Genomic DNA, 23,937 nt, shown 5'->3' on the forward strand with positions numbered 1-23,937 from the left:
GTGACCCCGCCCGGCGTACGCCGGTTGACCGCAGGAGCACCAGATGACCGGATCCAAAGTTGTCGCGCTCGGCCACTACCAGCCCGAGCGGGTGCTGACCAACGCCGAGCTGGCGACGATGGTCGAGACCAACGACGAGTGGATCCAGAGCCGGGTCGGGATCCGTGAGCGCCGGATCGCCGCACCGGACGAGCAGGTCGACGAGATGGCCTGGCGGGCCGCCGACAAGGCGATCGCGAACGCCGGCCTGGACAAGACCGAGATCGACTACGTGATCGTCGCCACCTGTACGGCGCTGGACCGGTCGCCGAACATCGCCGCCCGGGTCGCGGCCCGGCTCGGCCTGGGCAGCCCGGCCGCCATCGACGTGAACACCGCCTGCTCCGGTTTCGCGCACGCGCTGGCCACCGCCGACCACGCGATCCGCGCGGGTGCGGCGTCCAAGGCGCTGGTGATCGGCGTCGAGAAGCTCAGCGACTTCACCGACTGGACCGACCGGACGACGTGCGTGCTGATCGGCGACGGCGCCGGCGCGGCGATCGTGGTCGCCAGCGACGAGCCGCAGATCGGCCCGGTCGTCTGGGGCTCGGTGCCGGAGATGTCGGACGCCGTCCGGATCGAGTCCCCGGCGAACAAGTTCGCCCAGGAGGGCCAGAGCGTCTTCCGCTGGACGACCACGCAGCTCCCGGTGATCGCCCGGCAGGTCTGCGAGAAGGGCGGCGTCACCCCCGAGGAGCTCGGCGGCGTCGTCCTGCACCAGGCCAACCTGCGGATCATCGAGCCGCTGGCCAAGCGCCTCGGCGCGGTCAACGCGGTGATCGCCAAGGACGTCGTGGAGTCCGGGAACACCTCGGCCGCCAGCATCCCGATCGCCTGGTCGAAACTGGTCGAGAAGCGCGAGATCCCGTCCGGCGCGCCGGTGCTGTTGTTCGGTTTCGGCGGCGGTCTGTCGTACGCCGGGCAGGTCGTCCGTACCCCCTGACGCGGCAGCGGACGGCATTGTCTCGGAGTGTCCGCCCGCTCACCGGAGCCTGTTCGGACGGGAATCCGGAACTGCACGGTCCGGATGCACGGGCGCGTGCACGCGCACCTGCAAGGTCTGACCGGCCGGAGCCGCCCCTACGGGGGTAGCGGGCGGACTTCGCGCCCACGACTCGCGGACAACCGCATAGACTCAGCTTCCGTGGCCCCGAACGACAAGAACAGCACTGGCGCCCGGATGCGCGCGACGCTCGCCGCCGTGGCGCCCGGCACCGAACTGCGCGAAGGCCTGGAACGGATCCTGCGGGGGCGCACCGGCGCCCTGCTGGTCCTGGGCCACGACAAGACCGTCGACTCGATCTCGACCGGCGGCTTCGAGATCGGCATCGAGTTCTCCGCGACCGGACTGCGCGAGCTGAGCAAGATGGACGGCGCGATCGTCCTCGACCGCGACGCCACCCGGCTGATGCGGGCAGCCGTGCACCTGATGCCGGATCCGTCGATCCACACCGACGAGACCGGCACCCGGCACCGGACGGCCGACCGGGTCGCCCGGCAGACCGGTTTCCCGGTCATCTCGGTCTCCCAGTCGATGCACATCATCGCGCTGTACGTCGACGACCAGCGCTACGTCCTGGAGGACTCCGGCGCGATCCTCTCCCGGGCGAACCAGGCGCTGGCGACGCTCGAGCGCTACAAACTGCGCCTCGACGAGGTCTCCGGCACGCTGTCCGCGCTCGAGATCGAGGATCTGGTCACCGTCCGCGACGTCGCCGCGGTCGCCCAGCGCCTCGAGATGGTCCGCCGGATCGCCACCGAGATCGACGGGTACGTCGTCGAGCTCGGTACCGACGGCCGGCTGCTCACCCTGCAGCTCAACGAGCTGGTCGCCGGCGTCGCCGGTGAGCGCGAGCTCGTCGTCCGTGACTACCTGCCGCCCGCGGCCGGCCGCAAACCCAAGACCGCGGACGACGTCCTGTTCGAGCTGGACGCCGTCAGCCCCACCGACCTGCTCGACATCGCGCAGGTCGCGCGCGCCCTCCAGCTCGGCGGCGCCGAACAACTCGATGCTGCCGTCACCCCGCGCGGCTACCGCCTGCTGGCCAAGGTCCCGCGCCTGCCCGGCGCCGTCATCGACCGCCTGATCGAGCACTTCGGTCACCTGCAAAAGTTGCTCGCGGCAAGCATCGACGACCTGCAGACCGTCGAAGGCGTCGGCGAGAACCGCGCTCGCACCGTCCGCGAGGGCCTCTCCCGCCTGGCCGAGTCCAGCATCCTCGAACGCTACGTCTGACCCCGTAGTCCCCAGCGGCTCCCGCCTCCACCCGAGGCCGGGGGCCGCTTGCATTTGCCCTCGATGTATTTGATGCTCCTGGCATGGCATCCACGCGGGAAGATGCGAGGCCGTGGCCGGCGCTGTGGGCCCTGGTGGTCGGGTTCTTCATGATTCTGGTCGACTCGACGATCGTGTCGGTGGCGACGCCGGCGATCCTCGAGGACTTCGATACCGATGTCGGCAACGTGATCTGGGTGACCAGCGCGTACCTGCTCGCGTACGCCGTCCCGCTGCTGGTGACCGGGCGGCTCGGCGACCGGATCGGGCCGAAGAAGATGTACCTGACCGGGCTGACGGTGTTCACGCTGGCGTCGTTGTGGTGCGGGCTGACGTCGTCGATCGCGATGCTGATCGTGGCCCGGGTGGTCCAGGGGCTCGGCGCGTCGATGGTGACTCCGCAGACGATGGCGGTGATCACCCGGATCTTCCCGCCGGACCAGCGCGGTAAGGCGATGAGCCTGTGGGGCGCGGCGGCCGGCGTCGCCATCCTGGTCGGCCCGATTCTCGGCGGCGTCCTGGTCGACGGGCTGGGCTGGCAGTGGATCTTCTTCGTGAACATCCCGGTCGGGGTGATCGGGTTCGTGCTGGCGCTGCGGCTGGTGCCGGATCTGCCGACCCAGCGGCACAAGTTCGACCTGCTCGGCGTCGCGCTGAGCACGATCGGGCTGTTCCTGCTGGTGTTCGGCATCCAGGAGGGCCAGAAGTACGACTGGGGCACGATCAACGGGCCGATCTCGGTCTGGTCGCTGATCATCGCCGGCGTCCTCGTGATCGGGTTGTTCGTGCTCTGGCAGGCGCGCAACGGCGACGAGCCGTTGTTGCCGTTGGCCCTCTTCAAGGACCGCAACTTCTCCCTCGCGAACATCTCGATCACCACGGTCGGGTTCGCGGTGACGGCGCTGGCGTTCCCGTTGATGCTGTACGCGCAGGCGGTGCGCGGGCTGAGCCCGACCGAGGCGGCCCTGCTGCTGGCGCCGATGGCGATCATCTCCGGCATCCTCGCGCCGTTCGTCGGGCGGCTGGTCGACACGACACCGCCGCGGTTCATCGCCGGGTTCGGTCTGTTGTGCGAGGTGGGCGCGTTGTTCTGGCTGAGCCAGATCATCTCGCCGGAGCTGCCGATCTGGCAGTTGCTGCTGCCGATGGCGCTGATGGGCGTCGCGAACGGCTTCATGTGGGCGCCGCTCGGGAGCACCGCCACCCGGAACCTGCCGATGCACCAGGCCGGCGCGGGTGCCGGCGTCTACAACACGACCCGGCAGGTCGGTGCGGTGCTGGGCAGTGCGGGTATCGCCGTACTGATGGAGTCGCGGCTGGCGCACAACCTGCCGGCGATGGCCGGTGGCGTTGGGGCGAGCGAGGGTGCGGCCGTCGGCGGCCATCTGCCGGAGCCCCTGCGCCAGGGGTTCAGCGATGCGATGGCGCAGTCCTTGCTGCTGCCGGCCGGCGTTCTGCTGATCGGGCTGGTCGCGGCCTTGCTCTTCACCAAGCCCGTACGCCGGGCGCCGCAGCGGCAATCAGGAGATCTGGAAGGCCTGCGCGGCTGACTCGCGACCGGCGAACTCGGCCTGGACGACGTACGTACCCGGTTTGGCCACCGGCTGACCAGGAAGGCAGCCGGGGCCGGACCGGAACCCGTTCCAGGGCACGGTACTGACACCCTGCTTGCCTTTGGCAACAATCAGCGTGGCGCGCTGGATCGCCTTACCGCAGTGGGCCGACGTCCAGATCTGATCGGTCCCGGAGGTGACGGTGACGGTCAGCGAGTCGGCGTCGACACCGGCCTTGCACTCGTCGGCGACCGCGTCGAGTTTGACCAGGAAGTTGAGCGTCGCGCCGGAGGCGATCCGCCGGACGGCGGGCTGGACGTCGACGCGGACGTTCGACCCGGTGCACTCGACGTCCTTCGGCGGCGTGCTGGACGTCTTCTCGGTCGGTTTCGTCGTGGTCTTCTCGGTCGGCTTACCGGTCGGCTTCGGCGTGGGCGTCGACGTACTGGACGGCGTCTCGGTCGGCTGCGGACCGGCGGCCGCGGAGTTCTTCGGATCGCCGCCGCCCGGGAAAAGCTGCAGGATCAGGAAGAAGAGCAGCGCCAAGACGGCGAGGACCAGTCCACGACGGAACCAGTACACGCTGGCGGGCAGGTGCCCGACCGGATGGAGCAGGCTGCTCATAGTCGCATCCTAAGATCGGGGCTGTGCTCCACCAGTCAGGCTCGCCGCTCCATGCCCCCGTTCTGCAGTGGTACGACGCCAACGCGCGCGTACTGCCCTGGCGCGACCCCACCGCGAGCCCCTGGGCGGTCATGGTCAGCGAGTTCATGCTGCAGCAGACACCTGTCGCGCGCGTGCTCCCGGCGTACGAGCGCTGGCTGGAGAGGTGGCCGACTCCGGCAGACCTGGCCGCGGAGCCGCCAGGAGAGGCCGTACGGGCCTGGGACCGGCTCGGCTACCCTCGGCGCGCGCTGCGCCTGCACGCGGCGGCACAGGCGATCGTGGAGCGGCACGGCGGCGAAGTGCCGGACGACCACGCCGCTCTGCTCGACCTCCCCGGCGTCGGCACCTACACCGCCGCGGCCATCGCCTCCTTCGCCTTCGGCCAGCGGCACGCCGTCGTCGACACCAACGTCCGCCGAGTCCTGGCCCGCGCCATCACCGGCGTCGCCCAGCCCACCATCTCCCCCACCGCGGCCGACCAGCGTCTGGCCGTCAGCGCCCTGCCCGACGACGTCCCCACCGCCGCCCGCTGGGCAGTCGCCGTCATGGAGCTCGGCGCCCTCGTCTGCACCGCCCGCATCCCACGCTGCGCCGACTGCCCCATCCGCCCCCAGTGCGCCTGGGTCCTGGCCGGCAGCCCGCCGTACGACGGCCCACCTCGCCGCGGCCAGACCTACGAAGGCACCGACCGCCAAGCCCGTGGCCGCCTCCTCGCCGTCCTCCGAGCCTCCAACACCCCGGTCCGCAAACAACAACTGGACGCCACCTGGCCCGACCAGTCCCAACGCGAACGAGCCCTCGACGGCCTGGTAGCCGACGGCCTCGTCGAACCCCTCCCCCAAAACCGCTACCGCCTCCCCGCCTGACCAGCAACAACCCGGCCTCGGTGGAACTCCCTCCCCCCGAAGGGGTGGGGTAACAGCAAAAAGCCGGTCCGAGGTGTCGGACCGGCTTTTTGCAGGGTTTTTCAGTTCTTCTTGCCGGCGTCCACTTCTTCGTCGTCGGCGAGGAGGTCGAGCGGCATCGCCGGGGAGCCGGACAGCGTCGCCAGCATCTGGCGGACGTTGGTCAGCTGCGCGTTGATGCTGTCGCGACGCTGGGTCGCGGCCGCGAGCTCACGCTCGGACTCGGCGCGGATCCGCTCGCTCTTGTCCTTGGCGGCGGCAACGATCTCCTGGGCCTGACGGTTCGCGTCGGCCAGCTGCTGCTGGGCCAGGCGCTCGGCCTCGGAGCGAGCCCGGTCGGCCTCGCGCTGCACCTGGGCGGCGCGGTCGGTGACGGCGGCCAGCTGCTGCTCGGCCAGCGCGGTGCGCGCGGCGAACTCCTGCTCGACCTTGCCGCGGCGCTCGGCCAGGGTGGTCTCGAAGGCGGCCGCGGCCTGCGCGGACTTGGCGCGCTCCTGCTCGTACAGCGCCTGCGCCTCGGAGCGGCGGGCGGTCGCGTCGCGCTCGGCCTCGTCCCGCATGTCGTCGGCCTGCGTCCGGGCCTCCTCGAGGATGCGAGCCGCCTCCGCGTCGACCTCGCTCTTCCAGTCGAGGGAGTACTGCTCGGCCTCCTTGCGCACCTTCTTGGAGTGCACCTCGGCGTCGGCGACGATCGCCTCGGCGTCGGTGCGCGCACGGGTCACCAGGTCACGGGCCTCGTCGTCGGCCAGCGACAGGATCTTCGCCACCCGCTCACCGAACTCGGTGAAGGTCGGAGTGCGGTCCTTGTTGTCCTCCTGGGCGGAGATGACGGCCGATTCCGCGGCGTCCGTGCGCTGCTGCAGCTCCTGGACGTGCCGCTGGAGCTGCTCGGACTGCTGCTGCAGCGCGGTCAGCGAGGTGGTCAGCTCACGGATGTGCTGGTCCACCTGAGCGGGCTCGTAGCCACGCAGAACGGTACGGAACGGGGTTGGGCTTTCACTGCTCATGTTTTCCGATACTCACTTCGATGGGTGGGTGGATCACACATTGTCACTGACAAGGATCTGACTGTCACGTCCTCATCCTGATTCCCCCGTGGAACCTTCACTGGAGGACATTCCACCACCTGGGCGGAACCCCGGTACAGCGAGTGCCTCGATCACACCCGAGAGCTGGGTGAGCTCCTTGGTGATCTCGTCGCGACGCTGGTTCAGTGCCGCGACTCTCGCCTCGGCATCGGCGAGAAGTTTACGGGCTTGCGCACGCAGCTCGTCCGCGTGTTCGCGGGCCTGGGCCTCCAGCTGCTGCGCCTCGGCGCGGGACTTGCGAATCAGCTCGTGCGACTGGCGCTGCGCGTCGGCCAGGTCGTTGGCCGCGCGCTCGCGGAGCACCTGGACGCCGGCCTGCGCCTCGGTCTCGCGGCGCTTGGCGCGCTCGACGATCTCCTTGGCCTCGGTCTCCGCGGCGAGTTTCTGCCGGTCGACCCGGGTCTGCGCCTGGACGGTCACCTTGGCCGCCTCCGTGCGCGCGGCGGTCAGCGTCGCCTCCGCCTGCTCGGACGCCGTCGTCAGCGTGGTCTCGGCCAGCTCGGTGAGCTCGGCGTTCTCCTTGGCGATCGCGTCCTGGGTCTGCTTGAGCCGGCTGGTCGAGCGCCCGACGACGCGGCGCAGATGCGCCCGCTTCTGCCGGAGCAGCTCGCTCGCCTCGGCGGCGGCCCGCTCCCGGATCGACTGCGCCTCCGACTCGGCGGCGCCGATCAGGTCGTCGACGGTCTTCTTGCTCCACAGCGTCTGCTTCTCGGCCTCGGCCAGCGCCGTCTCGGCCGCCTTGTTCGCGTCGTCGACGATCCGCTGCGCCTCGCCGGTGGCGGCCCGCCGGTCCGCCTCGATCGAGTCGACGACCAGCTTGGCCTGGGCGCGGGCGTCGGCCATCAGCTGCTCGTTGGCCAGCTCGGCCTCGGCCTTGCGCTCGGCCAGCTCGGCGACCGCCTCGGCGCGCAGCTTGTCCACCTCGAGCGAGATCGCGGCCAGCTTCGCCCGCTCGGTCTCCTCCAGCTCCGCAGTCCGGCGCTCCAGCTCGGTGCGGTTCTCGCCGCGCAGCCGCTCGATCTCGGCATGTGCCTCGGCGATCTGGGCCCGCGACTTCTCCCGCGCGGCCTCGACCTCGAGCTCGACGGCGGCCCGCAGGTCACCGGCCTCGGACTCCGCGCGCTGGATCAGATCGGCCTCGTTGCGGACGGCGGCCTGCGACACGAGCGCGGCCTGCTCACCGGCGTCGGCGACCAGCTGCTGCGCCTCGCGGCCGGCCCGGTCGACCATCTGCTCGGCGGCCTCCCGGACCCGGCGCGCATCCGCGAGCAGGTCGTCGGCCTCTTCCTTCAATCGGCCGGCTTCGGCCTCGGCCGCGGCGATCCGGCGGTCGGCGGCAGCCTGGGAGTCGGCGCGTAACCGATCCGCGGTCGCCTGGCTCTCGGTGCGCAACTGCTCGACGGCGGCCTCGGTCTCCGCCCGCCGCTTACCGACCTCGTCGGCCACGGTCGCGCGCAGCTGCTCGGCCGCGCTCTCCGAGCTCGCCTTCAGCCGCTCCGCCGTCGTGGTCGCCTCGTGGCGGACCCGCTCGGCCTCGGTGGTCGACTCCGCCTGCAGCTTCGCGGCCGCTTCAGCCGCCTCCCGACGTACCCGCTCGGCCTCGGCCGTGGACTCGGCCTGTAACCGCTCGGCCGCCTCGTCCGCCGCGGCGCGAACCCGCTCGGCCTCGGCCTCGGACTCGGCCCGCAGCTGCTCGGCCGCGCGCTCGGCGTCGGTCAGCAGCCGTTGCGCGGACGACGTCGCATCCGCGCGAAGCTTCTGCGCGGCGGCCTCGGCCGTCGCCTGGAGCTGCTCGTTCTCGGCGCGGACGCGCTCGGCCTCCTCGCGGGCGAGGTCGTTCTCGTACTCCGCCTGTTCGCGCAGGGTGTCCGCGATCCGCTGCGCGCGCTCGAGCACTCCGCCGGCTTGCCGCACGCCAAAGGAACCGGTGTCAGCGACCGGTTCCTGGGTCAGCGGCAGACGCGGCGCGTCCATGCGACGAGATGATTCCATCCCCGGCCCCCTTTCCGACAGTCCGGGTCCCATCAACGTGGTCACAGGGTTACAACGCGAAACCTAGGTGCCAGGTAACTGACTTTTCCAGTCGCGTGCGTGTCCAGCACAGCCTGTGAGATCCGGCCGGACCAGAACCCCGAATCAGCCGTGCGAACTCACCGACTGTGATTGGAACACCGTTCGTCAGCTCGGCAGCGCGGTCGGCGTCAGACGCTGCTCGACCCGGGCGGCCAATGCCGCGTGGCCCGAACCGGCGGCCTGGGCATGCGCCTGGCGCAACAGCCGGACGGCGCGGACCCGGTCCGGCGTGCAGTCGGCCAGACCGGTCAACGCCTCCACCATGCCCGGCGTGTGGTGGCCGTCCTGAGAGAGCCGGAGCGCCAGGTCGTACTGCGCCGTCGCCGCGTCAGGTCGCTGCGCAGTGCGCAGACTGCGCGCCAGGTGGAGGCGGGCGTCGATCTCGTCCAGATGGGTGCAGTTCTCGATCGCCAGTGTCAGCGCCTGCTCGTGGATCTCGACGGCGAGCTTCGTCCGCCCCATCCGCCGGTAGGCCTCGCCCTGGTGGCAGAGGGCGTAGCTGAGCGAGAAGTCCAGCGAGTGCGTCGCTGCGAGGCGCTGAGCGGCCCTGGTCGCTTCGAGCGCCGGAAGCGGCTCGTCATCGGCGAGCCGGCAGACGGCGATCCCGTTCAGCAGTTCGGGCTCGAGGCGTTCGTCGCCGAGCTCCCGGGCCAGGTCCAGCGCGCGTTCGTAGTACTCGAGCGCACGCGTGAACTCCTGCTGCCGGACGGCTAGCGCAGCGAGCCGGCCCAGCGTCTCGACGACCGCGCGCTTGTCCCCGGCGAGCTGTCCGAGGCGCAGCGACGTCCGCAGCAGCTCGCTGTGGTCGGACGCCGGCTCCTGCGTGCCCAGTGTGTAGCCGAGCGAGCCGAGAATGCGGGCTTGCAACCCCGGCGCGGTGTCCGGCGCCAGCTCGGCCGCTCGCCGGAGGTCCGTCACACCCTTGTCGCCGCCACACCGGAACTGCCAGATGTGCCCTTGCAGGTACAGCAGCCGCGCCTCCCCTTCGGCGTCCTGCGCACGCGCGGCTGCCGCCAGCCCGGCCGTCAGCACATGGTCGATCTCCTCCAGCCGACCACGCGTATGCAGGTACGGCGCGAGTACCAGAGCCAGCCGGACGACGGCGTCGTGCCACTCCTGCGTGACGGCGACATCCAGCGTGGCCAGCAGATTCGCTCGCTCCAGATCGGCCCAGGCCAGATCCAGCTCCGCGCCGCCGACGTCCAGATAATGCTCGATGACGCGCAGCACGCCGCCGACGTGGTTGGCGTCGGTGACCTCGGCGGCGTACCCGCGCAGCAGGTCGTGGAACTCGTACCGGCCCGGCCGCAGCTCCAGCAGGAGCGAGGCGTCGACCAGCTGGTCGAGCAGCCGCTCGGCGTCCGCAGGCTCCAGACCGGCGAGTGCAGCGGCGGCCGCGGCGTCGAAGTCCTTACCAGGAAAGGACCCCAGGCAGCTGAACAGCAGGCCTTGGTCCGCGGGCAGATGCTCGTACGACACCGCGAACGCCGTCCGGACGCCGTTCGCGTCGCCGTCCAGCTCGCGGAGCCGGCGCGAGCCCTGCAGCCGCTGATTCAGATGCTGCACAGTCCAGGCGGGCCGGTGCCGCAATCGGGCGCCGGCGATCCGCAGCGCGAGCGGCAACCGGCCGCAGAGCTCCGCCAGCTCCCGGACGACGGTCTCGTCACCACGTCCCGGACCGGCCAGCTCGGCGAGCAGTGCGACCGCGTCGTCCATCGGCAACAGCCCAAGACCCAAGCGACGCTTGGCATCCAGCTCGACCAGCAATCGCCGGCTCGTCACCAGCACAGCGCATTCCGGTGCCCCCGGCAACAAAGGCCGGACGGTCGCGGCGTCCGGCGCGTTGTCCAGGACGACGAGCAGCCGCAACCGCGCGGACCGCGAACGCCACAACGCGTACCGCTCTTCGAGACAGTGCGGAATCTTGTCGGCCGGTACGCCGATGCCGCGCAACAGATGGTCGATCGCCTGCTCGCTGCCCAGCGGCGCGCGCCCGGGCGTGTGCCCATGCAGGTCGACGAACAACTGACCATCCGGGTAATGCGTCGCGAGTCGATGCCCGGCCTGGACCGCGAGCGCGGTCTTGCCGATCCCGGCCATCCCGTCGATCGCCAGCACCGGCGGCGCGGAGCCCTGACTCGGACGCAGTGCGGCCACGACCTCGGCGAGCTCAGCGGACCGACCGGCGAACGCAGCGCCGCCGTACGGCAGCTCGTTGCGGACGGGCGCCGCCGGGGCCGGGTCGACGCGCAACAAGGCCTGCTGAGCGGCGCGCAGCTCCGGACCGGGCTCGATACCGAGCTGCTCGACCAGGGTCCGGCGGACGCGTTGATAGGTGTCGAGCGCCTCAGCCTGCCGGCCGCTCCCGGCGAGCGCGTTCATCAACAGGACGGCGAAGCGCTCGTCGAAGGGATGATCGGCGACCAGGCTGATCAGCTCGGGGATGGCCTCGACATGCCGCCCGGCGGCGAGCTGCAACTCGATGCGCGCACCGAGCGCCTTCTCCCGGCGCTCCGCGATCCGGCGTCGCTGCCCGGCCAGGTACTGCCCGGGCAGGCCGCTGAGCGGCTGACCGCGGAACAGCGCGAGCGCCTCGTCGTGCATCGCCAGCGCCTGCTCCGGCGTACCGACTCGACCGGCCGCCGCGATCAGCGTCTCGAACCGCTCCAGATCCAGGACGCCCGGATCGAGCCGCAGGATGTAGCCGGCCGTCGTCCGCTCCAGCCGGACGTCGTCCGGGAGCGACTTGCGGATCCGGTACACGTAGGTCGGAACGACCTTGATCCCGCTCGGCGGCGGATCGTCGTCCCAGACCAGGTCGAGCAACTGCTCCGGCGTCAGCACCCGGTCGGCGTTCAGCGCGAGCACCGCGAACATCGCCTGCTGCCGGAGCGGACCCACGGACAGCTCGGCCGGACCGCTGCGAACCGCAAGCGGTCCGAGCAGATCGATCCGGAGCCCCGACGGCATATCCGCAGTGTAGGAGCGACCGAGTCGCGCCGCGCGAATGCGGACACTTTTCGATCAGGATCGAATACCTTGCCGATCGGCTGCGGGAAAACCTGCGCATCGTCCCGGGGTTCGGACACGTAAAAGGCCCCACACCGAAGTGTGGGGCCTTTTACTACTTACCAGGTCTTACGAGTCCTGGACGCCGGTGCCCCCGGCGGCCAGATCGGTCAGCTCCAGGTCGGAGGCGCCGGCTTTCGGCGTTCCGGTGAAGGTGAAGTACTCACGCAGACCGTCTTCGTTCACGGTGCCCTCCGGGGCGACATCGACCAGGACGATCTGGCCGGGCCGCAGCTCCCCGAACAGGATCTTCTCGGCCAGCACGTCCTCCACGTCACGCTGCAGCGCGCGACGCAGCGGGCGAGCGCCCATCACCGGGTCGAACCCGCGATCGGCGACCAGCGCCTTCGCGGCCGGGGTGAGCTCGATCCCCATGTCCTTGTCCTTGAGCCGCTCCTCCACCTGGGTCAGCATCAGGTCGACGATCTTCACGATGTCGTCCTTGCTGTGCTGGCGGAAGACGACGATCTCGTCGACGCGGTTCAGGAACTCCGGCCGGAAGTGCTGCTTGAGCTCCTCGGTGACCTTCGACTTCATCCGCTCGTACGAGCCCTGGCCGTCGCCACCCTGGGAGAAGCCGAGGCTGCCCCGCGAGATGTCCTTGGTACCGAGGTTCGTGGTCATGATGATGACGGTGTTCTTGAAGTCGACCACGCGGCCCTGGGCGTCGGTCAGGCGACCTTCGTCCAGGATCTGCAGCAGCGAGTTGAAGATGTCCGGGTGGGCCTTCTCGACCTCGTCGAACAGCACCACCGAGAACGGCTTGCGGCGGACCTTCTCGGTCAGCTGGCCGCCCTCTTCGTAGCCGACGTACCCAGGAGGCGAGCCGAACAGCCGGGAGGCCGTGTGCTTCTCCGAGTACTCCGACATGTCGAGGCTGATCAGCGCGTTCTGGTCGCCGAACAGGAACTCGGTCAGCACCTTCGACAGCTCGGTCTTACCGACACCGGACGGCCCGGCGAAGATGAACGAGCCGCTCGGGCGGCGCGGGTCCTTCAGACCGGCGCGGGTCCGGCGGATCGAGCGCGACAGCGCCTTCACCGCGTCCTCCTGGCCGATGTACTGCTTGTGCAGCACCTTCTCCATGTCGAGCAGCCGCGAGGACTCCTCCTCGGTCAGCTTGAAGACGGGGATACCGGTCGCGGTGCTGAGCACCTCGGCGATCAGCTCCTCGTCGACCTCGGCGACGACGTCCATGTCGCCGGCCTTCCACTGCTTCTCGCGCTCGGCCTTCGCGTTGATCAGTTTCTTCTCGTCGTCGCGGAGCCCCGCGGCGCGCTCGAAGTCCTGCGCGTCGATCGCCGACTCCTTCTCCCGGCGCACGTTCGCGATCTTCTCGTCGAACTCGCGCAGGTCCGGCGGAGCGGTCATCCGGCGGATCCGCAACCGGGCGCCGGCCTCGTCGATCAGGTCGATCGCCTTGTCCGGCAGGAACCGGTCGGAGATGTACCGGTCGGCCATCTGCGCGGCGTTCACCAGGGCGGCGTCGGTGATCGTCACCCGGTGGTGCGCCTCGTAGCGGTCCCGCAGCCCCTTGAGGATCTCGATCGTGTGCGCGATCGAGGGCTCGGCCACCTGGATCGGCTGGAAGCGGCGCTCCAGCGCGGCGTCCTTCTCGACGTACTTGCGGTACTCGTCGAGGGTGGTGGCGCCGATGGTCTGCAGCTCACCGCGGGCCAGCATCGGCTTCAGGATGCTCGCCGCGTCGATCGCGCCCTCGGCCGCGCCGGCCCCGACGAGGGTGTGGATCTCGTCGATGAACAGCACGATGTCACCGCGGGTGCGGATCTCCTTCAGCACCTTCTTCAGGCGCTCCTCGAAGTCACCGCGGTAGCGGGAACCCGCCACCAGGGCGCCGAGGTCGAGGGAGTAGATCTGCTTGTCCTTGAGCGTCTCCGGGACGTCACCGCGGACGATCTGCTGAGCCAGACCCTCCACGATCGCGGTCTTGCCGACACCCGGCTCACCGATCAGGACGGGGTTGTTCTTGGTCCGCCGGGACAGCACCTGCATGACCCGCTCGATCTCGGTCTCGCGCCCGATCACCGGGTCGAGTTTCGCCTCCCGAGCGGACTGGGTGTAGTTCCGGCCGAACTGGTCGAGCACCAGGGAGCTGCTCGGCGCACCTTCGGTGGTGGCCCCACCGGCGGTGGTCGGCTCCTTGCCCTGGTAGCCGCTCAGCAGCTGGATGACCTGCTGCCGGACCTTGTTCAGGTCCGCGCCGAGCTTGACCAGGACCTGCGCGGCGACGCCCTCACCCTCGCGGATGAGGCCGAGCAGGATGTGCTCGGTGCCGATGTAGTTGTGGCCCAGCTGCAGGGCCTCGCGCAGGGAGAGCTCCAGCACCTTCTTGGCGCGGGGGGTGAACGGGATGTGCCCGCTCGGTGCCTGCTGCCCCTGGCCGATGATCTCCTCGACCTGCGAGCGGACGGCCTCGAGCGAAATTCCCAGGCTCTCGAGAGCCTTGGCGGCGACACCTTCACCCTCGTGGATCAGGCCGAGCAGGATGTGCTCGGTCCCGATGTAGTTGTGGCTGAGCATCCTGGCCTCTTCCTGAGCCAGGACGACTACCCGACGGGCGCGGTCCGTAAATCGTTCAAACATCGCCAAAGCGCTCCTTGCCTCAGAGGAGTCGGACGTGCCGTGTGGGCCGACCCCCGTACATGCATGCTAGTCCCCGGCGCCGACAAGCTCGCTGTGGGCGAACAAACAATCACTGTTCGATCGGACACCCGGGCGGCATCACAAGGGAACAACCGCACCGATCTCCAGGGTGTTCCCGCCTGACCACGATCGGACAGCGTGTTCGCCACCAGCGAATTTCCGCTGGTGGCTGCCTTGTCAGGCACCATCCGATCATGTTGTCCGCATCCTGAAACAACCGGAATGCGGACGGTCCCGATACCCCAAGGGTACCGGGACCGCGAGAGCCTGAGGAAATTACTTGGCCTCGTTGTACGCCGCGCGTACCTCGGCCGAGATCCGGCCCCGCTCGCTGACCTCGTAGCCGTTGTCCTTGGCCCAGGCCCGGATGTCGGCGGAGTCCGACGCCGAACGGCCGCGGCCGCGCGCGCGTCCGGCCGCACCCCGGCGGCCGGCGACCCGGCGGGCCGAGCCGACGTACCCGGCGAGGGCGTCGCGCAGTTTGGCGGCGTTCTTCTTGGACAGGTCGATCTCGTACGTCGTCCCGTCCAGCCCGAAGGTCACGGTCTCATCGGCTTTACCGCCGTCGAGATCGTCCTCGAGGACCACCTGCACCCTTTGCGCCATCGATGACGTTCCTTTCCGCGCCCGGCACCGGGCACAATCCCCTGCTGAATTGTTCGCACCTGATTTGTACCGTACAAACACCCTGCTTGTCATTCATCTCGGGGAATGAGCCGAAAGATGTGACGGCCGACTCGTGACCTTACGTATTCGAAAGGACCCGGGAAATGAAGCGGGTCGCGCCTGTGCTATGCAGCAGTCGCGACCCGTTCAAGAAATCACCCCGGCCTCACTCCGGGCGCAGCAAGGGGAAGAGAATCGTCTCCCGGATACCGGCCCCGGTGTACAGCATGATCAGCCGGTCCAGGCCCATTCCCATACCGCCGGCCGGCGGCATCCCGAACTCCATCGCGCGCAGGAAGTCCTCGTCCAGATCCATCGCCTCGGGATCGCCGGCCGCGGCCAGCAACGACTGCTCCACCAGGCGATCGCGCTGGATCACCGGGTCGTTGAGCTCCGAGTAGGCGACCCCGAGCTCGACGCCGTTGACGAACAGATCCCACGCTTCGACCAGGCCCGGGATTTCCCGGTGCGGCTTGGCCAGCGGCCGCGCCGACTCCGGATAGTCACGCACAAAGGTGGGCTGGATGAGCGTGTGCTCGCACAGCTTCTCGAACAAGTCGACGGCGATCTCGCCGGCATTCCGGCCGGGCTGCAGCTCGATCTCGTGCTGCTCGGCCAACTTCAGCAGCGCGGGCAGGTCGGTGGTCTGGTCGACGGCCTCGCCGACCGCTTCCGAGAGCAGCCCGAAAAGCGTCGCGTGCCGGAACGGCGCGGTCAGATCGATCTGCGAACCGTCGCGCGCGGTGACGACCGTGCGGCCGATCGCGCGACCGGCGTTCCCGATCAGCTCCTGGATCAGTTCGGCCATCGTGTCGTAATCGCCGTAGGCCTGGTACGCCTCGATCATCGAGAATTCCGCGGCGTGGGTGGAGTCCAGCCCCTCGTTGCGGAACGTCCGGCCGATCTCGAAGACCCGGTCGACGCCGCCGATCATCGCGCGCTTCAGATCGAGCTCGAGCGCGATCCGCAGCTTCATCTCCTGGTCGAAGGCGTTCAGGTGCGTGTTGAACGGCCGAGCCGCGGCGCCGCCGTTGGTCAGCTGCAGCACCGGCGTCTCGACCTCGATGAAGTCGTGCGCGTCGTAGGTCGCGCGCAGCGACTTCAGGACGGCGGCCTTGATCCGGACCATCTCCCGGGCCTCGGGCCGGACGATCAGGTCGACGTACCGCAGCCGGACGCGCGCCTCCTCGTTGAGGGGCTTGTGCTCGTTCGGCAGCGGGCGCAGCGTCTTGGCGGCCATCTGCCAGCCGGTCGCCTGCACGGACAGCTCGCCGCGCCGGCTCGTCACGACCTCGCCCTGGACCGCCAGCAGGTCGCCGATGTCGACCAGCTGCTTGAACCGGGCCAGCTCCTCCTCGCCGACGTCGGCCAGTGACAGCATCACCTGCAGCTCGGTCCCGTCCCCCTCCCGGAGCCGGACGAAGCAGAGCTTGCCGGTGTTGCGCAGGAAGATCACCCGGCCGACCACGGAGACCTGCAGGCCGGTCTTGGTGTCCGGCTCCAGCTCCTGGGCGTCGTACGTCGCCCGCAGCTCCTTGAGCAGGTGCGTGCGGGGCACGGAGATCGGGTAGGGCTGCACCCCCTCCGCCAGCAGGCGGTCACGCTTCTCCCGGCGGACCCGCAGCTGCTCGGGCAGGTCGTCCTGCCCGTCGTCGGGGTTCGTCGGGTTCACGGGTGCGTCAGTCATGGGACAAAGGCTAGTGACTCAACACCTTGACAGCCGAATCGTTTGTCGGCCGGCTGTCCGGCGCGCGGAAAGTGACAATCACTCAGTGTGATGGATCGCAGCCGGCCGTGGCCGCCTCAGGACCCTGGATTTCCCCCGAAGTTGCTCCCGAATCAACTAATAGCTTGCCGGGTGATGTAACTATGGGTACATGGGGGAAGCGCTTGCGATTGGGATTCCGACCGGCGGTCTGGCAGTTCTGGCGTATCTGGTGGTGGGGCTCGTCATCGGCGTCGAGAGCATGGGCGTGCCGCTGCCGGGCGAGACGACGCTGATCGCCGCCGCATTGCTGGCCTCCCAGGGCGACCTGCGGCTGGAGTTCGTGATCGGCGCCGCCGCGACGGGTGCGATCATCGGCGATTCGGTCGGGTACTACATCGGCCGCCGCGCCGGTCGCGGCCTGTTCGACCGGCTCGGCCGCCGGTTCAAACACTTCTCCGCCGACCGGATCGAGCGGGCCGAGAAGTACTTCCACCGGTACGGCGTCTGGACGGTCTTCTTCGGCCGGTTCGTCGCGCTGCTGCGGATCTTCGCGGGCCCGATGGCCGGCACGCTGCGGATGCCGTACCCGAAGTTCCTGATCGCCAACGCGACCGGCGGGATCGCCTGGTCGACGACGATCGGCATCGTCGCCTTCCACATCGGCGACAACGCGGACAAGATCTTCGGCCAGCTGTCGATCTGGGCGCTGGTCGTCGTCGCGCTCGGCGCGATCGCGGCGTACACCTACGTCCGGATCCGCCGCCGGCACCGGCCGGCCGAGCTGGAGCCGACGTCCGCCGAGGCCTAGGGGCGGATGCGCAGGTTGATCGCCGGCGTGGTCAGGCCGCTCATGTTCCGGCCGCCCTGCGCCGCCGGCGGGAAGACCCAGCGGTACTGATACGTCCCGGCCGCGCCGGCCTTGAAGGCGAACACGGCCTGCCCGCGGTTCAGCGCGACGAACTTCACCAACGCCCACTGCCGGGTCTGCCGGTTCCAGACCTGTAGCCGCGCGACCGAGGTGTACGCCGGCGCCACGCGCGCGAACGCCGTCACCGTTTCACCGCTCTTCTTGCTGTTCCCGCCGAGGTAGCCGGCCGCCAGCACGCGCACCACACCGCGGGTGAACACCGGCGGACTAACCGAAGCACCGGTCAGGAACCCCGGCCGCGCGTACTGGTCGACGACGACCTTGTACGGGCGACTGCCACCGACAATGACCGGGATGTCGTAGTGCCCGCCCGCGGTGGTCTTTCCGCGGGCCAACGGCGTCCAGCGCGCCTTCGGCGTGACCTGCGTGAGCACTGTCAGCGGTACGCCGGCCGAGGTGAGCCGCCGCTGGTCGCACAGGGACTCCGCCGCGCAGAACGTCTCCTGCTGGATGACTCGGCCACGCACCCGCATCGCCAGGCTGAACTGCCCGTTCGGCGGTGCGAACGCCGTCACCTCGCTGGTCAGCCCAGCGACCTGACCGCCGAGGTTGCTGCCCCATTCGTTCTCCGTACGGAGCTGGAACAGGAACGGCGGCTTGATGCTGTTGATGACGTGCCGGGTGGAGGTGGTCGCCGGAGCGATCTGCTGCAGCAGCTCACCCGGCCGACCGACCATCGGCACATACTTCTGCGTCTTCGTCCCCTCCACGTCCAGCGGGTCGTTGGGAGTGAAGTCCTGCGGCGCGGACGGCACCGCCCAGCGGATCAGCACTCCACGCCCCTGCGCGGCCACATTGGCCGAACTCGGCCGTACCGGACCGTCGGTGTCGAAAACCGGCGACCGCGCCAGTTTGCTGGTCACACCGGTCTCCGTCGTCCCGATTCCGACCGCCACCCGGTAATTGCCGTCCGGCGGAAAAGCCGACGTCGGAATGTCCCAACTGTTCCCCGCCGTGGCCGGCAGGTAATGCACGTACGACGGCCCTTCGCTGAGCACACCCTCGATCGTGAGCCGGTTGGGCGCATTGTCGTCCTGCCAGGTCACCCGAACAGCCGTCCGGCCAGGCGCCCACACGACACCGACGTCCTCGGGCACCGGATCGCTGGAGCACGCGGTCAGCAACGACGCGCACGCCACCACGCCCAGCGTCCCGGCGAGCACCCGCCGCACTCGGACCACCCCGTCTCAGCTGCCTCACAACCGACGCCGAAACCCTATACCGGAAGAGTTGTACGACGCCCGATCGAGTCCTAGGAGTGGTTACGGGCGAAAGCCTGGTACAGCCCGCGCAGGGGGAGTAGCGGCTCGTGCTGGACCGGTGTCGTGAGGTCGCGGCGCAGTAGGGGCGCGAGAGCGCCGGTCAGCACGACGGGGATGTCCGGGGCGAAGGACTGGTCTGCGGTGATGCGGGCGACCAGACCGTCCACCAGGGCGGCGAAGCCGTGGACGGCGCCGGACTGGAGGGCCTCGACGGTGTTCTTCGCCACCAGTGTGCGAGGGCGGAGCAGCTCTACGCGGCGTAGTTGGGCTGCGGCGTCGCCGAGGGCGTCGGTCGACGTCTCGATGCCGGGAGCAATGACTCCCCCGGCGAAGGCTCCGGCTGCGTTCACCACGTCGATCGTGATCGCCGTCCCGACGTCGACGACGAGGCAGGGCGCGCCGTACAGGTGGACGGCGGCCAGCGCGTTAGCGATCCGGTCTGTGCCGACTTCGCGCGGGTTGTCGACCAGAACGGGCAGACCGGTCTTTACGCCGGGCTCTACGACCACACTGGGCACGTCACCGTAGTAACGCGCCACCACGTCCCGCAGCTCGTGCAGCACCTGCGGTACGGCGGAACAGACCGCGATGCCGGATACCGGCGCCTCACCTGCCAGCAGCCCCTGTAGGAGCACTGCCCACTCGTCCGCCGTCCGTCGGGAGTCGGTGCTCACCCACCAGTGCCGTTTGACCGTGCCCTCGAACACCAGGCCCGCAAGGGTCCTGGTGTTCTCGACGGCGACGGCTAGCAGCATCAGGCGTCTCGCAGGTCCAGCGCGATGTCGAGCACCGGAGCGGAGTGCGTGAGCGCACCGACAGCCAGGTAGTCGACGCCGGTCTCGGCGACCTCGCGGGCCCGCTCCAGCGTCAGACCGCCGGACGCCTCCAGCTTGGCCCGGCCGGCCACCTTCTCGACCGCCTCCCGCAGCAGCGGGACGTCCATGTTGTCGAGCAGGATCAGCTCGGCTCCGACCTCCACCGCGATCAGCGCGTCCTCGATCGTGTCCACCTCGACCTCGATCCCGATGTTCGGGAAGGCCTCCCGGACCAGCCGGAACGCCGGTGCGACGCCGCCGGCCGCGAGGACGTGGTTGTCCTTGATCAGCGCGGCGTCCGACAGACCCATGCGGTGATTGCGGCCCCCGCCCGCGCGGACGGCGTATTTCTCCAGCGATCGCAGCAACGGCATCGTCTTGCGGGTGTCCCGAATGACTGCGCCGGTGCCGTCGACGGCGTCCACCCAACGCCGGGTCAGCGTCGCCACCCCGGACAGGTGGCAGAGCAGGTTCAGCATGGTCCGCTCGGCGGTCAGCAGCTGCCGAGTCCGGCCCCGCACGGTCATCAGCACGTCACCACGCCGTACGGCGGCGCCGTCACGGACCAGATGCTCGATGTCGACGGACTCCGGCTCTGCGACCTGCCGGGCCACCAGCTCGGCGATCTCGAGCCCAGCGACCACTCCGTCGGCTCGGGCGACCAGCTCGGCCACCGAGACCTGATCGGCGCCGATGGTTGCCGTGGTGGTCACATCGACCCCACCGGCCAGGTCCTCGGCGATGGTTGCCCGCACCAGCTCCTCGACCTGTTTGCGGTCGACGGTGTCATCCATTCCGGTGGCTCTCCTCGGCTTGCGGTACGAACGTCGTCCCCGGACGGGCGCGGTCGCCGTCCGCGGGCAGTGTCAGGTCCAGATTGCCCGACCACTGTTCATCGTCGCGATCTGGGTGGTCCTCGCGCCAGTGCGAGCCGCGGCTCTCCTCGCGGACCGTTGCAGCAGCGACCAGCGCGGAGGCGACAGTCACCAGGTTGGTCGCCTCCCAGCCCGGAGTCCCCGGCTCACCGGCCGGAAGCTCGATCAACTTGCCGAGCGCGGCTCCTGCCTCGTCCAGCCCGGTAGCGCTGCGAATGACGCCCGCACCGACCGTCATGATCCGCTGCAGCTCCGGTACGACGTCCGGGTCGACCAGCCCGGGGATGCGGGTGTCGACGACCGGCTCCCGCCATTCCGGCAGCCCCTCGGCCAGCTGGGCAGCGATCCGCCGCGCGAAGACCAGACCTTCGAGCAGTGAGTTCGAGGCGAGGCGGTTCGCACCATGGACGCCGGTGCACGCAACCTCACCGCAGGCGTAGAGACCGGGCACGGAGGTCTGCCCGTTCAGGTCGGTCCAGACGCCACCGGAGGAGTAGTGGCAAGCCGGTGCAACTGGAATCAGCTCCCGGACCGGATCGATACCGTGCGACCGGCAGGACGCCAGAATGGTCGGGAACCGCACCCGCCACTTCTCGTCGCCGAAGTGCCGCGCGTCCAGATAGACGTGATCCTTGCCGGAGGCAAGCATCTGTCGCATGATCGCCTTGGCGACGATGTCACGCGGCGCCAGGTCGGCCAGCTCGTGCTGCCCCTGCATGAACCGGTTGCCCTCGTGGTCGACCAGGAACGCGCCCTCGCCGCGGACAGCCTCGGAGACCAACGGCTGCTGGCCTTTCGCGCTCTTGCCCAGCCACAACACGGTCGGGTGGAACTGCACGAACTCCAGGTCGCGCACCTTCGCGCCGGCTCGCAACGCCAGCGCCATGCCGTCACCGGTGGAGACGCTGGGGTTGGTGGTCGCGGCGTACAGCTGGCCGAGTCCGCCGGAGGCGAGAATGACGACGCGGCTACGGATCGCGCCGATACCGTCCAGCTGACCCTCACCCATCACGTGCAGCGTGACGCCGGCGATCGCGCCGTCCGCTGCGGTGAGCAGGTCGATGACCAGCGCGTGCTCGATGAGCCGGATGTCCGGCGCCCGCTTCACCGCGGCGACCAGCGCGCGCTCGATCTCCGCGCCCGTAGCGTCGCCGCCGGCGTGGGCGATTCGGTTGCGGTGGTGGCCACCCTCACGGGTCAGTGAGATCTCTCCGTCGGCCAGAGTGTCGAATCGCGCACCCAGCTCGATCAGATCGCGGACGGCGTCCGGCCCCTCGGTCACCAACGCCCGGACAGCCTCCGGGTCGCACAGACCAGCACCGGCGACCAGAGTGTCGTGCAGATGGTCCTCCGGGGAGTCCTCCGGGCTGAGAGCCGCGGCGATCCCGCCCTGCGCCCACTGGGTCGATCCGGAAGCGACGACATCTTTCGTCACCACGAGCACGGTGCCCAGCTCACGGGCCTTCAGAGCAGCGGTCAGCCCGGCAATACCGGAGCCGATCACCACTACGTCAACAGTGTCGGTCCAGCCCGGCTCCGGTGCGGACAGCCGTTGTGGGACTGCGGGTGCGGTCATTTGTTGACCGTATCAACCAGGTTCATCGCAAGGTGATGGAAATGTTGTCGATGAGACGGGTCTGGCCGACGCGGGCGGCGATCAGCATCCGGGCCTCGCCGGGGCCGATGACCGGGCCGAGATCGGGGGCGCGGAGCGCGAGGTAGTCGAGTTTGACCGACGGGACGGCCTCCAGCTCGGCCTGGGCCGCGGCCATCACGGCGTCCGGGCCGTTCATCCCGGCCTTGGCGCCGGCGGTCAGCGCCCGGTACAGGACCAGGGCCTCGTCACGCTCGGTCTCGTCGAGGTAGCGGTTACGTGACGACAGAGCGAGACCGTCGGCCTCGCGGACCGTGGGCACCGGGACGATGTCGACGTTCCAGTCCAGGTCGCAGACCATCTCGCGGATCAGCGTCAGCTGCTGGTAGTCCTTCTCGCCGAACAACGCCAGATCGGGCGCCGTGAGGTGCAGCATCTTCGACACCACGGTCAGGACGCCGGTGAAGTGTCCCGGTCGGACCATCCCCTCCAGCTCGTCGGCCAGCGGCCCGGGGTGCACGGTGATCGACGGCTCGTTCGGGTAGAGCTCGTCGCGGGAGGGGTTGAAGACCAGGTCCACCCCCTCGTTCTTGGCGATCGCGAGGTCGCTGGCCAGCGTGCGCGGGTAGCGGTCGAAGTCCTCGGTCGGGCCGAACTGCAGCGGATTCACGAAGATGGTCAGCACCACGCTGCCGTCCGGACCGACCCGCTCGCGCGCCTCGGCCAGCAACGCCGCATGGCCTTCGTGCAGCGCGCCCATGGTCATGACGACCGCTCTGGGCCGCACCGCCGTGGCCGCTCGCAGCTCGGCCTTCGTCTGCGTCAGTCTCATCGCGGTGCCTCCCCTGTCCGATACCGCTCCACCAGGTGCCCGTCCAGCAGGCCGCCGAAGCGGGCCGCCTGATCCGGATCCAGCCGTCCGTCCGCCGCCGCCAACTCCACGGTCGCGTGCGCCAGCTCGGCGTACGTGCTCGCGGTGCGGCCACGCAGTACCGAGAGATGTGCTGCCACCGTGTCGACATCGCCCCGGGCGATGGGCCCGGTCAGCGCATGATGACCGGATCGCAGCGTGTTGTCGAGGGTTGCCGTCAGGAGTGGCCGGAGTGTTGCCGAAGGATTCGAAACCCCGGCCTCCCGCAGTACTGCGAACGCCTGCGCGAGCAGTGTGGTGAGGTGGTTCGCGGCATGCACGACACCTGCGTGGTAACGCGGACGCTCCGCGTCGTCCACCCACTGCACCTCAGCGTCGAGCGCCTGCACCAGCCGCGCCACCAACGCCCGCGCGGACTCCGGAGCGGTCGCCGTGAACACCAGCCCGCGCAGATCCGGCAGGTCGCCGGTGAACGTCATCGGCGGATGCAGCGCTACCGGAACGGCCGGAACACCTCGCAGCGGCGCCAGCCCGTGCGCCCCGGACAGATGGACGACGTACTGCGCCTCGGTCAGCGGCAGCTCCTGGACGACGGACGCGATCACGTCATCCGGCACCGCGACCACAACCACCTCGGCGCGCGCAGTCACCTCAGCGGGCGACAAGACCGGCACATGCGGCAGCCACCGGGCGGCGCGCTCCTGCGACGCACTCGACCGTGCCGACACCCCGACCAGGGAATACCCGACTCCCGCCAAGGCTGCTCCCAAGGCGGTCCCGGCCCGGCCGGCTCCAACCACGCCGATCCGTTCCATACCCACTCTCTTCGTTCCAGTCCCGCACGGGGTACCAGACGATCTCCCGGCCAGCCTAGGCGATGAACTCA

18 protein-coding genes are annotated in these 23,937 nt (G+C 69.6%); 5 read left to right on the forward strand and 13 right to left on the reverse strand.

The features are described 5' to 3' along the window. Positions 1 to 43: 43 nt before the first annotated feature. The 3 genes from ACZ6ZD_RS05330 to ACZ6ZD_RS05340 all read left to right on the forward strand — a co-directional run bounded on the left by ACZ6ZD_RS05330 (position 44) and on the right by ACZ6ZD_RS05340 (position 3,864). Positions 44 to 982 (forward strand): beta-ketoacyl-ACP synthase III, encoded by a 939-nt coding sequence (locus ACZ6ZD_RS05330; protein WP_171675081.1) that lies wholly within the window; start codon positions 44 to 46, stop codon positions 980 to 982. A gap of 201 nt (positions 983 to 1,183) precedes the next feature. Further along, complete coding sequence (gene disA / locus ACZ6ZD_RS05335) at positions 1,184 to 2,275, forward strand: DNA integrity scanning diadenylate cyclase DisA (protein ID WP_465668564.1); 1,092 nt, start codon at positions 1,184 to 1,186, stop codon at positions 2,273 to 2,275. A gap of 83 nt (positions 2,276 to 2,358) precedes the next feature. Beyond that, positions 2,359 to 3,864, forward strand: coding sequence for a DHA2 family efflux MFS transporter permease subunit (locus ACZ6ZD_RS05340; protein ID WP_465668566.1), 1,506 nt, complete (start codon positions 2,359 to 2,361; stop codon positions 3,862 to 3,864). Here ACZ6ZD_RS05340 and ACZ6ZD_RS05345 read toward each other — a convergent pair. Beyond that, positions 3,835 to 4,491, reverse strand: coding sequence for a hypothetical protein (locus ACZ6ZD_RS05345; RefSeq protein ID WP_465668568.1), 657 nt, complete (start codon positions 4,489 to 4,491; stop codon positions 3,835 to 3,837). The genes ACZ6ZD_RS05340 and ACZ6ZD_RS05345 overlap by 30 nt on opposite strands. Positions 4,492 to 4,514: 23 nt before the next feature. On the opposite strand from ACZ6ZD_RS05345, the gene ACZ6ZD_RS05350 reads away from it, so the two are divergent. Beyond that, on the forward strand, positions 4,515 to 5,399 hold the full coding sequence (locus ACZ6ZD_RS05350) for an HhH-GPD family protein (RefSeq protein WP_465668570.1): 885 nt from the start codon (positions 4,515 to 4,517) through the stop codon (positions 5,397 to 5,399). A 101-nt stretch (positions 5,400 to 5,500) separates the two neighbouring features. Here the strand turns inward: ACZ6ZD_RS05350 and ACZ6ZD_RS05355 are convergent, their stop codons facing one another. The 6 genes from ACZ6ZD_RS05355 to lysS form a co-directional block, all read right to left on the reverse strand. Continuing rightward, positions 5,501 to 6,445, reverse strand: a complete 945-nt coding sequence (locus ACZ6ZD_RS05355) for a DivIVA domain-containing protein (protein WP_465668572.1) — start codon at positions 6,443 to 6,445, stop codon at positions 5,501 to 5,503. A gap of 72 nt (positions 6,446 to 6,517) precedes the next feature. After that, positions 6,518 to 8,500 carry a kinetoplast-associated-like protein gene (locus ACZ6ZD_RS05360; RefSeq protein WP_465668574.1) on the reverse strand — a complete coding sequence of 661 codons (1,983 nt, stop codon included), beginning with the start codon at positions 8,498 to 8,500 and terminating at the stop codon, positions 6,518 to 6,520. 204 nt (positions 8,501 to 8,704) lie between these two features. Then, entirely contained in the window at positions 8,705 to 11,569 is a 2,865-nt protein-coding gene (locus tag ACZ6ZD_RS05365) for an AfsR/SARP family transcriptional regulator (RefSeq protein WP_465668576.1), read from the reverse strand. A gap of 168 nt (positions 11,570 to 11,737) precedes the next feature. Continuing rightward, positions 11,738 to 14,272: an ATP-dependent Clp protease ATP-binding subunit gene (locus tag ACZ6ZD_RS05370; RefSeq protein ID WP_465668578.1), complete on the reverse strand. Its 2,535-nt coding sequence runs from the start codon at positions 14,270 to 14,272 to the stop codon at positions 11,738 to 11,740. A 336-nt stretch (positions 14,273 to 14,608) separates the two neighbouring features. After that, positions 14,609 to 14,938: a histone-like nucleoid-structuring protein Lsr2 gene (locus ACZ6ZD_RS05375; protein ID WP_171675089.1), complete on the reverse strand. Its 330-nt coding sequence runs from the start codon at positions 14,936 to 14,938 to the stop codon at positions 14,609 to 14,611. Between the two features lie 226 nt (positions 14,939 to 15,164). Beyond that, on the reverse strand, positions 15,165 to 16,685 hold the full coding sequence (gene lysS, locus ACZ6ZD_RS05380) for a lysine--tRNA ligase (RefSeq protein ID WP_465668580.1): 1,521 nt from the start codon (positions 16,683 to 16,685) through the stop codon (positions 15,165 to 15,167). A 190-nt stretch (positions 16,686 to 16,875) separates the two neighbouring features. Here lysS and ACZ6ZD_RS05385 point away from each other — a divergent pair, with 190 nt between their 5' ends. Then, positions 16,876 to 17,514, forward strand: a complete 639-nt coding sequence (locus tag ACZ6ZD_RS05385; RefSeq protein ID WP_465668582.1) for a DedA family protein — start codon at positions 16,876 to 16,878, stop codon at positions 17,512 to 17,514. Here ACZ6ZD_RS05385 and ACZ6ZD_RS05390 read toward each other — a convergent pair. From ACZ6ZD_RS05390 to ACZ6ZD_RS05415, 6 genes are all read right to left on the reverse strand, one after another. Further along, the gene (locus tag ACZ6ZD_RS05390) at positions 17,511 to 18,806 is read right to left on the reverse strand and encodes a hypothetical protein (RefSeq protein ID WP_465668584.1); all 1,296 of its coding nucleotides are present in this window, start codon (positions 18,804 to 18,806) and stop codon (positions 17,511 to 17,513) included. The genes ACZ6ZD_RS05385 and ACZ6ZD_RS05390 overlap by 4 nt on opposite strands. An 80-nt stretch (positions 18,807 to 18,886) precedes the next feature. Next, complete coding sequence (locus tag ACZ6ZD_RS05395) at positions 18,887 to 19,651, reverse strand: type III pantothenate kinase (RefSeq protein ID WP_465668586.1); 765 nt, start codon at positions 19,649 to 19,651, stop codon at positions 18,887 to 18,889. Next, on the reverse strand, positions 19,651 to 20,505 hold the full coding sequence (nadC, locus tag ACZ6ZD_RS05400) for a carboxylating nicotinate-nucleotide diphosphorylase (protein ID WP_465668588.1): 855 nt from the start codon (positions 20,503 to 20,505) through the stop codon (positions 19,651 to 19,653). The genes ACZ6ZD_RS05395 and nadC overlap by 1 nt, the downstream gene beginning before the upstream one ends. Then, the gene (locus tag ACZ6ZD_RS05405) at positions 20,498 to 22,162 is read right to left on the reverse strand and encodes an L-aspartate oxidase (RefSeq protein ID WP_465668590.1); all 1,665 of its coding nucleotides are present in this window, start codon (positions 22,160 to 22,162) and stop codon (positions 20,498 to 20,500) included. Before ACZ6ZD_RS05405 ends, nadC begins: the two co-directional genes overlap by 8 nt. Before the next feature lie 22 nt (positions 22,163 to 22,184). Continuing rightward, positions 22,185 to 23,012 carry a pantoate--beta-alanine ligase gene (gene panC / locus ACZ6ZD_RS05410; protein WP_465668592.1) on the reverse strand — a complete coding sequence of 276 codons (828 nt, stop codon included), beginning with the start codon at positions 23,010 to 23,012 and terminating at the stop codon, positions 22,185 to 22,187. Next, positions 23,009 to 23,866, reverse strand: coding sequence for a Rossmann-like and DUF2520 domain-containing protein (locus tag ACZ6ZD_RS05415; RefSeq protein ID WP_465668594.1), 858 nt, complete (start codon positions 23,864 to 23,866; stop codon positions 23,009 to 23,011). The genes panC and ACZ6ZD_RS05415 overlap by 4 nt, the downstream gene beginning before the upstream one ends. Between the last annotated feature and the right edge of the window lie 71 nt (positions 23,867 to 23,937).

This window comes from Kribbella sp. NPDC104218 (assembly GCF_055584105.1).

Coding starts and splice junctions, on each gene's coding strand:
- ACZ6ZD_RS05330 (WP_171675081.1), top strand. CDS start 44: ATGACCGGATCCAAAGTTGTCGCGCTCGGCCACTACCAGCCCGAGCGG.
- ACZ6ZD_RS05340 (WP_465668566.1), top strand. CDS start 2,359: ATGGCATCCACGCGGGAAGATGCGAGGCCGTGGCCGGCGCTGTGGGCC.
- ACZ6ZD_RS05345 (WP_465668568.1), bottom strand. CDS start 4,491: ATGAGCAGCCTGCTCCATCCGGTCGGGCACCTGCCCGCCAGCGTGTAC.
- ACZ6ZD_RS05355 (WP_465668572.1), bottom strand. CDS start 6,445: ATGAGCAGTGAAAGCCCAACCCCGTTCCGTACCGTTCTGCGTGGCTAC.
- ACZ6ZD_RS05360 (WP_465668574.1), bottom strand. CDS start 8,500: ATGGACGCGCCGCGTCTGCCGCTGACCCAGGAACCGGTCGCTGACACC.
- ACZ6ZD_RS05365 (WP_465668576.1), bottom strand. CDS start 11,569: ATGCCGTCGGGGCTCCGGATCGATCTGCTCGGACCGCTTGCGGTTCGC.
- ACZ6ZD_RS05370 (WP_465668578.1), bottom strand. CDS start 14,272: ATGTTTGAACGATTTACGGACCGCGCCCGTCGGGTAGTCGTCCTGGCT.
- ACZ6ZD_RS05375 (WP_171675089.1), bottom strand. CDS start 14,938: ATGGCGCAAAGGGTGCAGGTGGTCCTCGAGGACGATCTCGACGGCGGT.
- lysS (WP_465668580.1), bottom strand. CDS start 16,685: ATGACTGACGCACCCGTGAACCCGACGAACCCCGACGACGGGCAGGAC.
- ACZ6ZD_RS05385 (WP_465668582.1), top strand. CDS start 16,876: ATGGGGGAAGCGCTTGCGATTGGGATTCCGACCGGCGGTCTGGCAGTT.
- ACZ6ZD_RS05395 (WP_465668586.1), bottom strand. CDS start 19,651: ATGCTGCTAGCCGTCGCCGTCGAGAACACCAGGACCCTTGCGGGCCTG.
- nadC (WP_465668588.1), bottom strand. CDS start 20,505: ATGGATGACACCGTCGACCGCAAACAGGTCGAGGAGCTGGTGCGGGCA.
- ACZ6ZD_RS05405 (WP_465668590.1), bottom strand. CDS start 22,162: ATGACCGCACCCGCAGTCCCACAACGGCTGTCCGCACCGGAGCCGGGC.
- panC (WP_465668592.1), bottom strand. CDS start 23,012: ATGAGACTGACGCAGACGAAGGCCGAGCTGCGAGCGGCCACGGCGGTG.
- ACZ6ZD_RS05415 (WP_465668594.1), bottom strand. CDS start 23,866: ATGGAACGGATCGGCGTGGTTGGAGCCGGCCGGGCCGGGACCGCCTTG.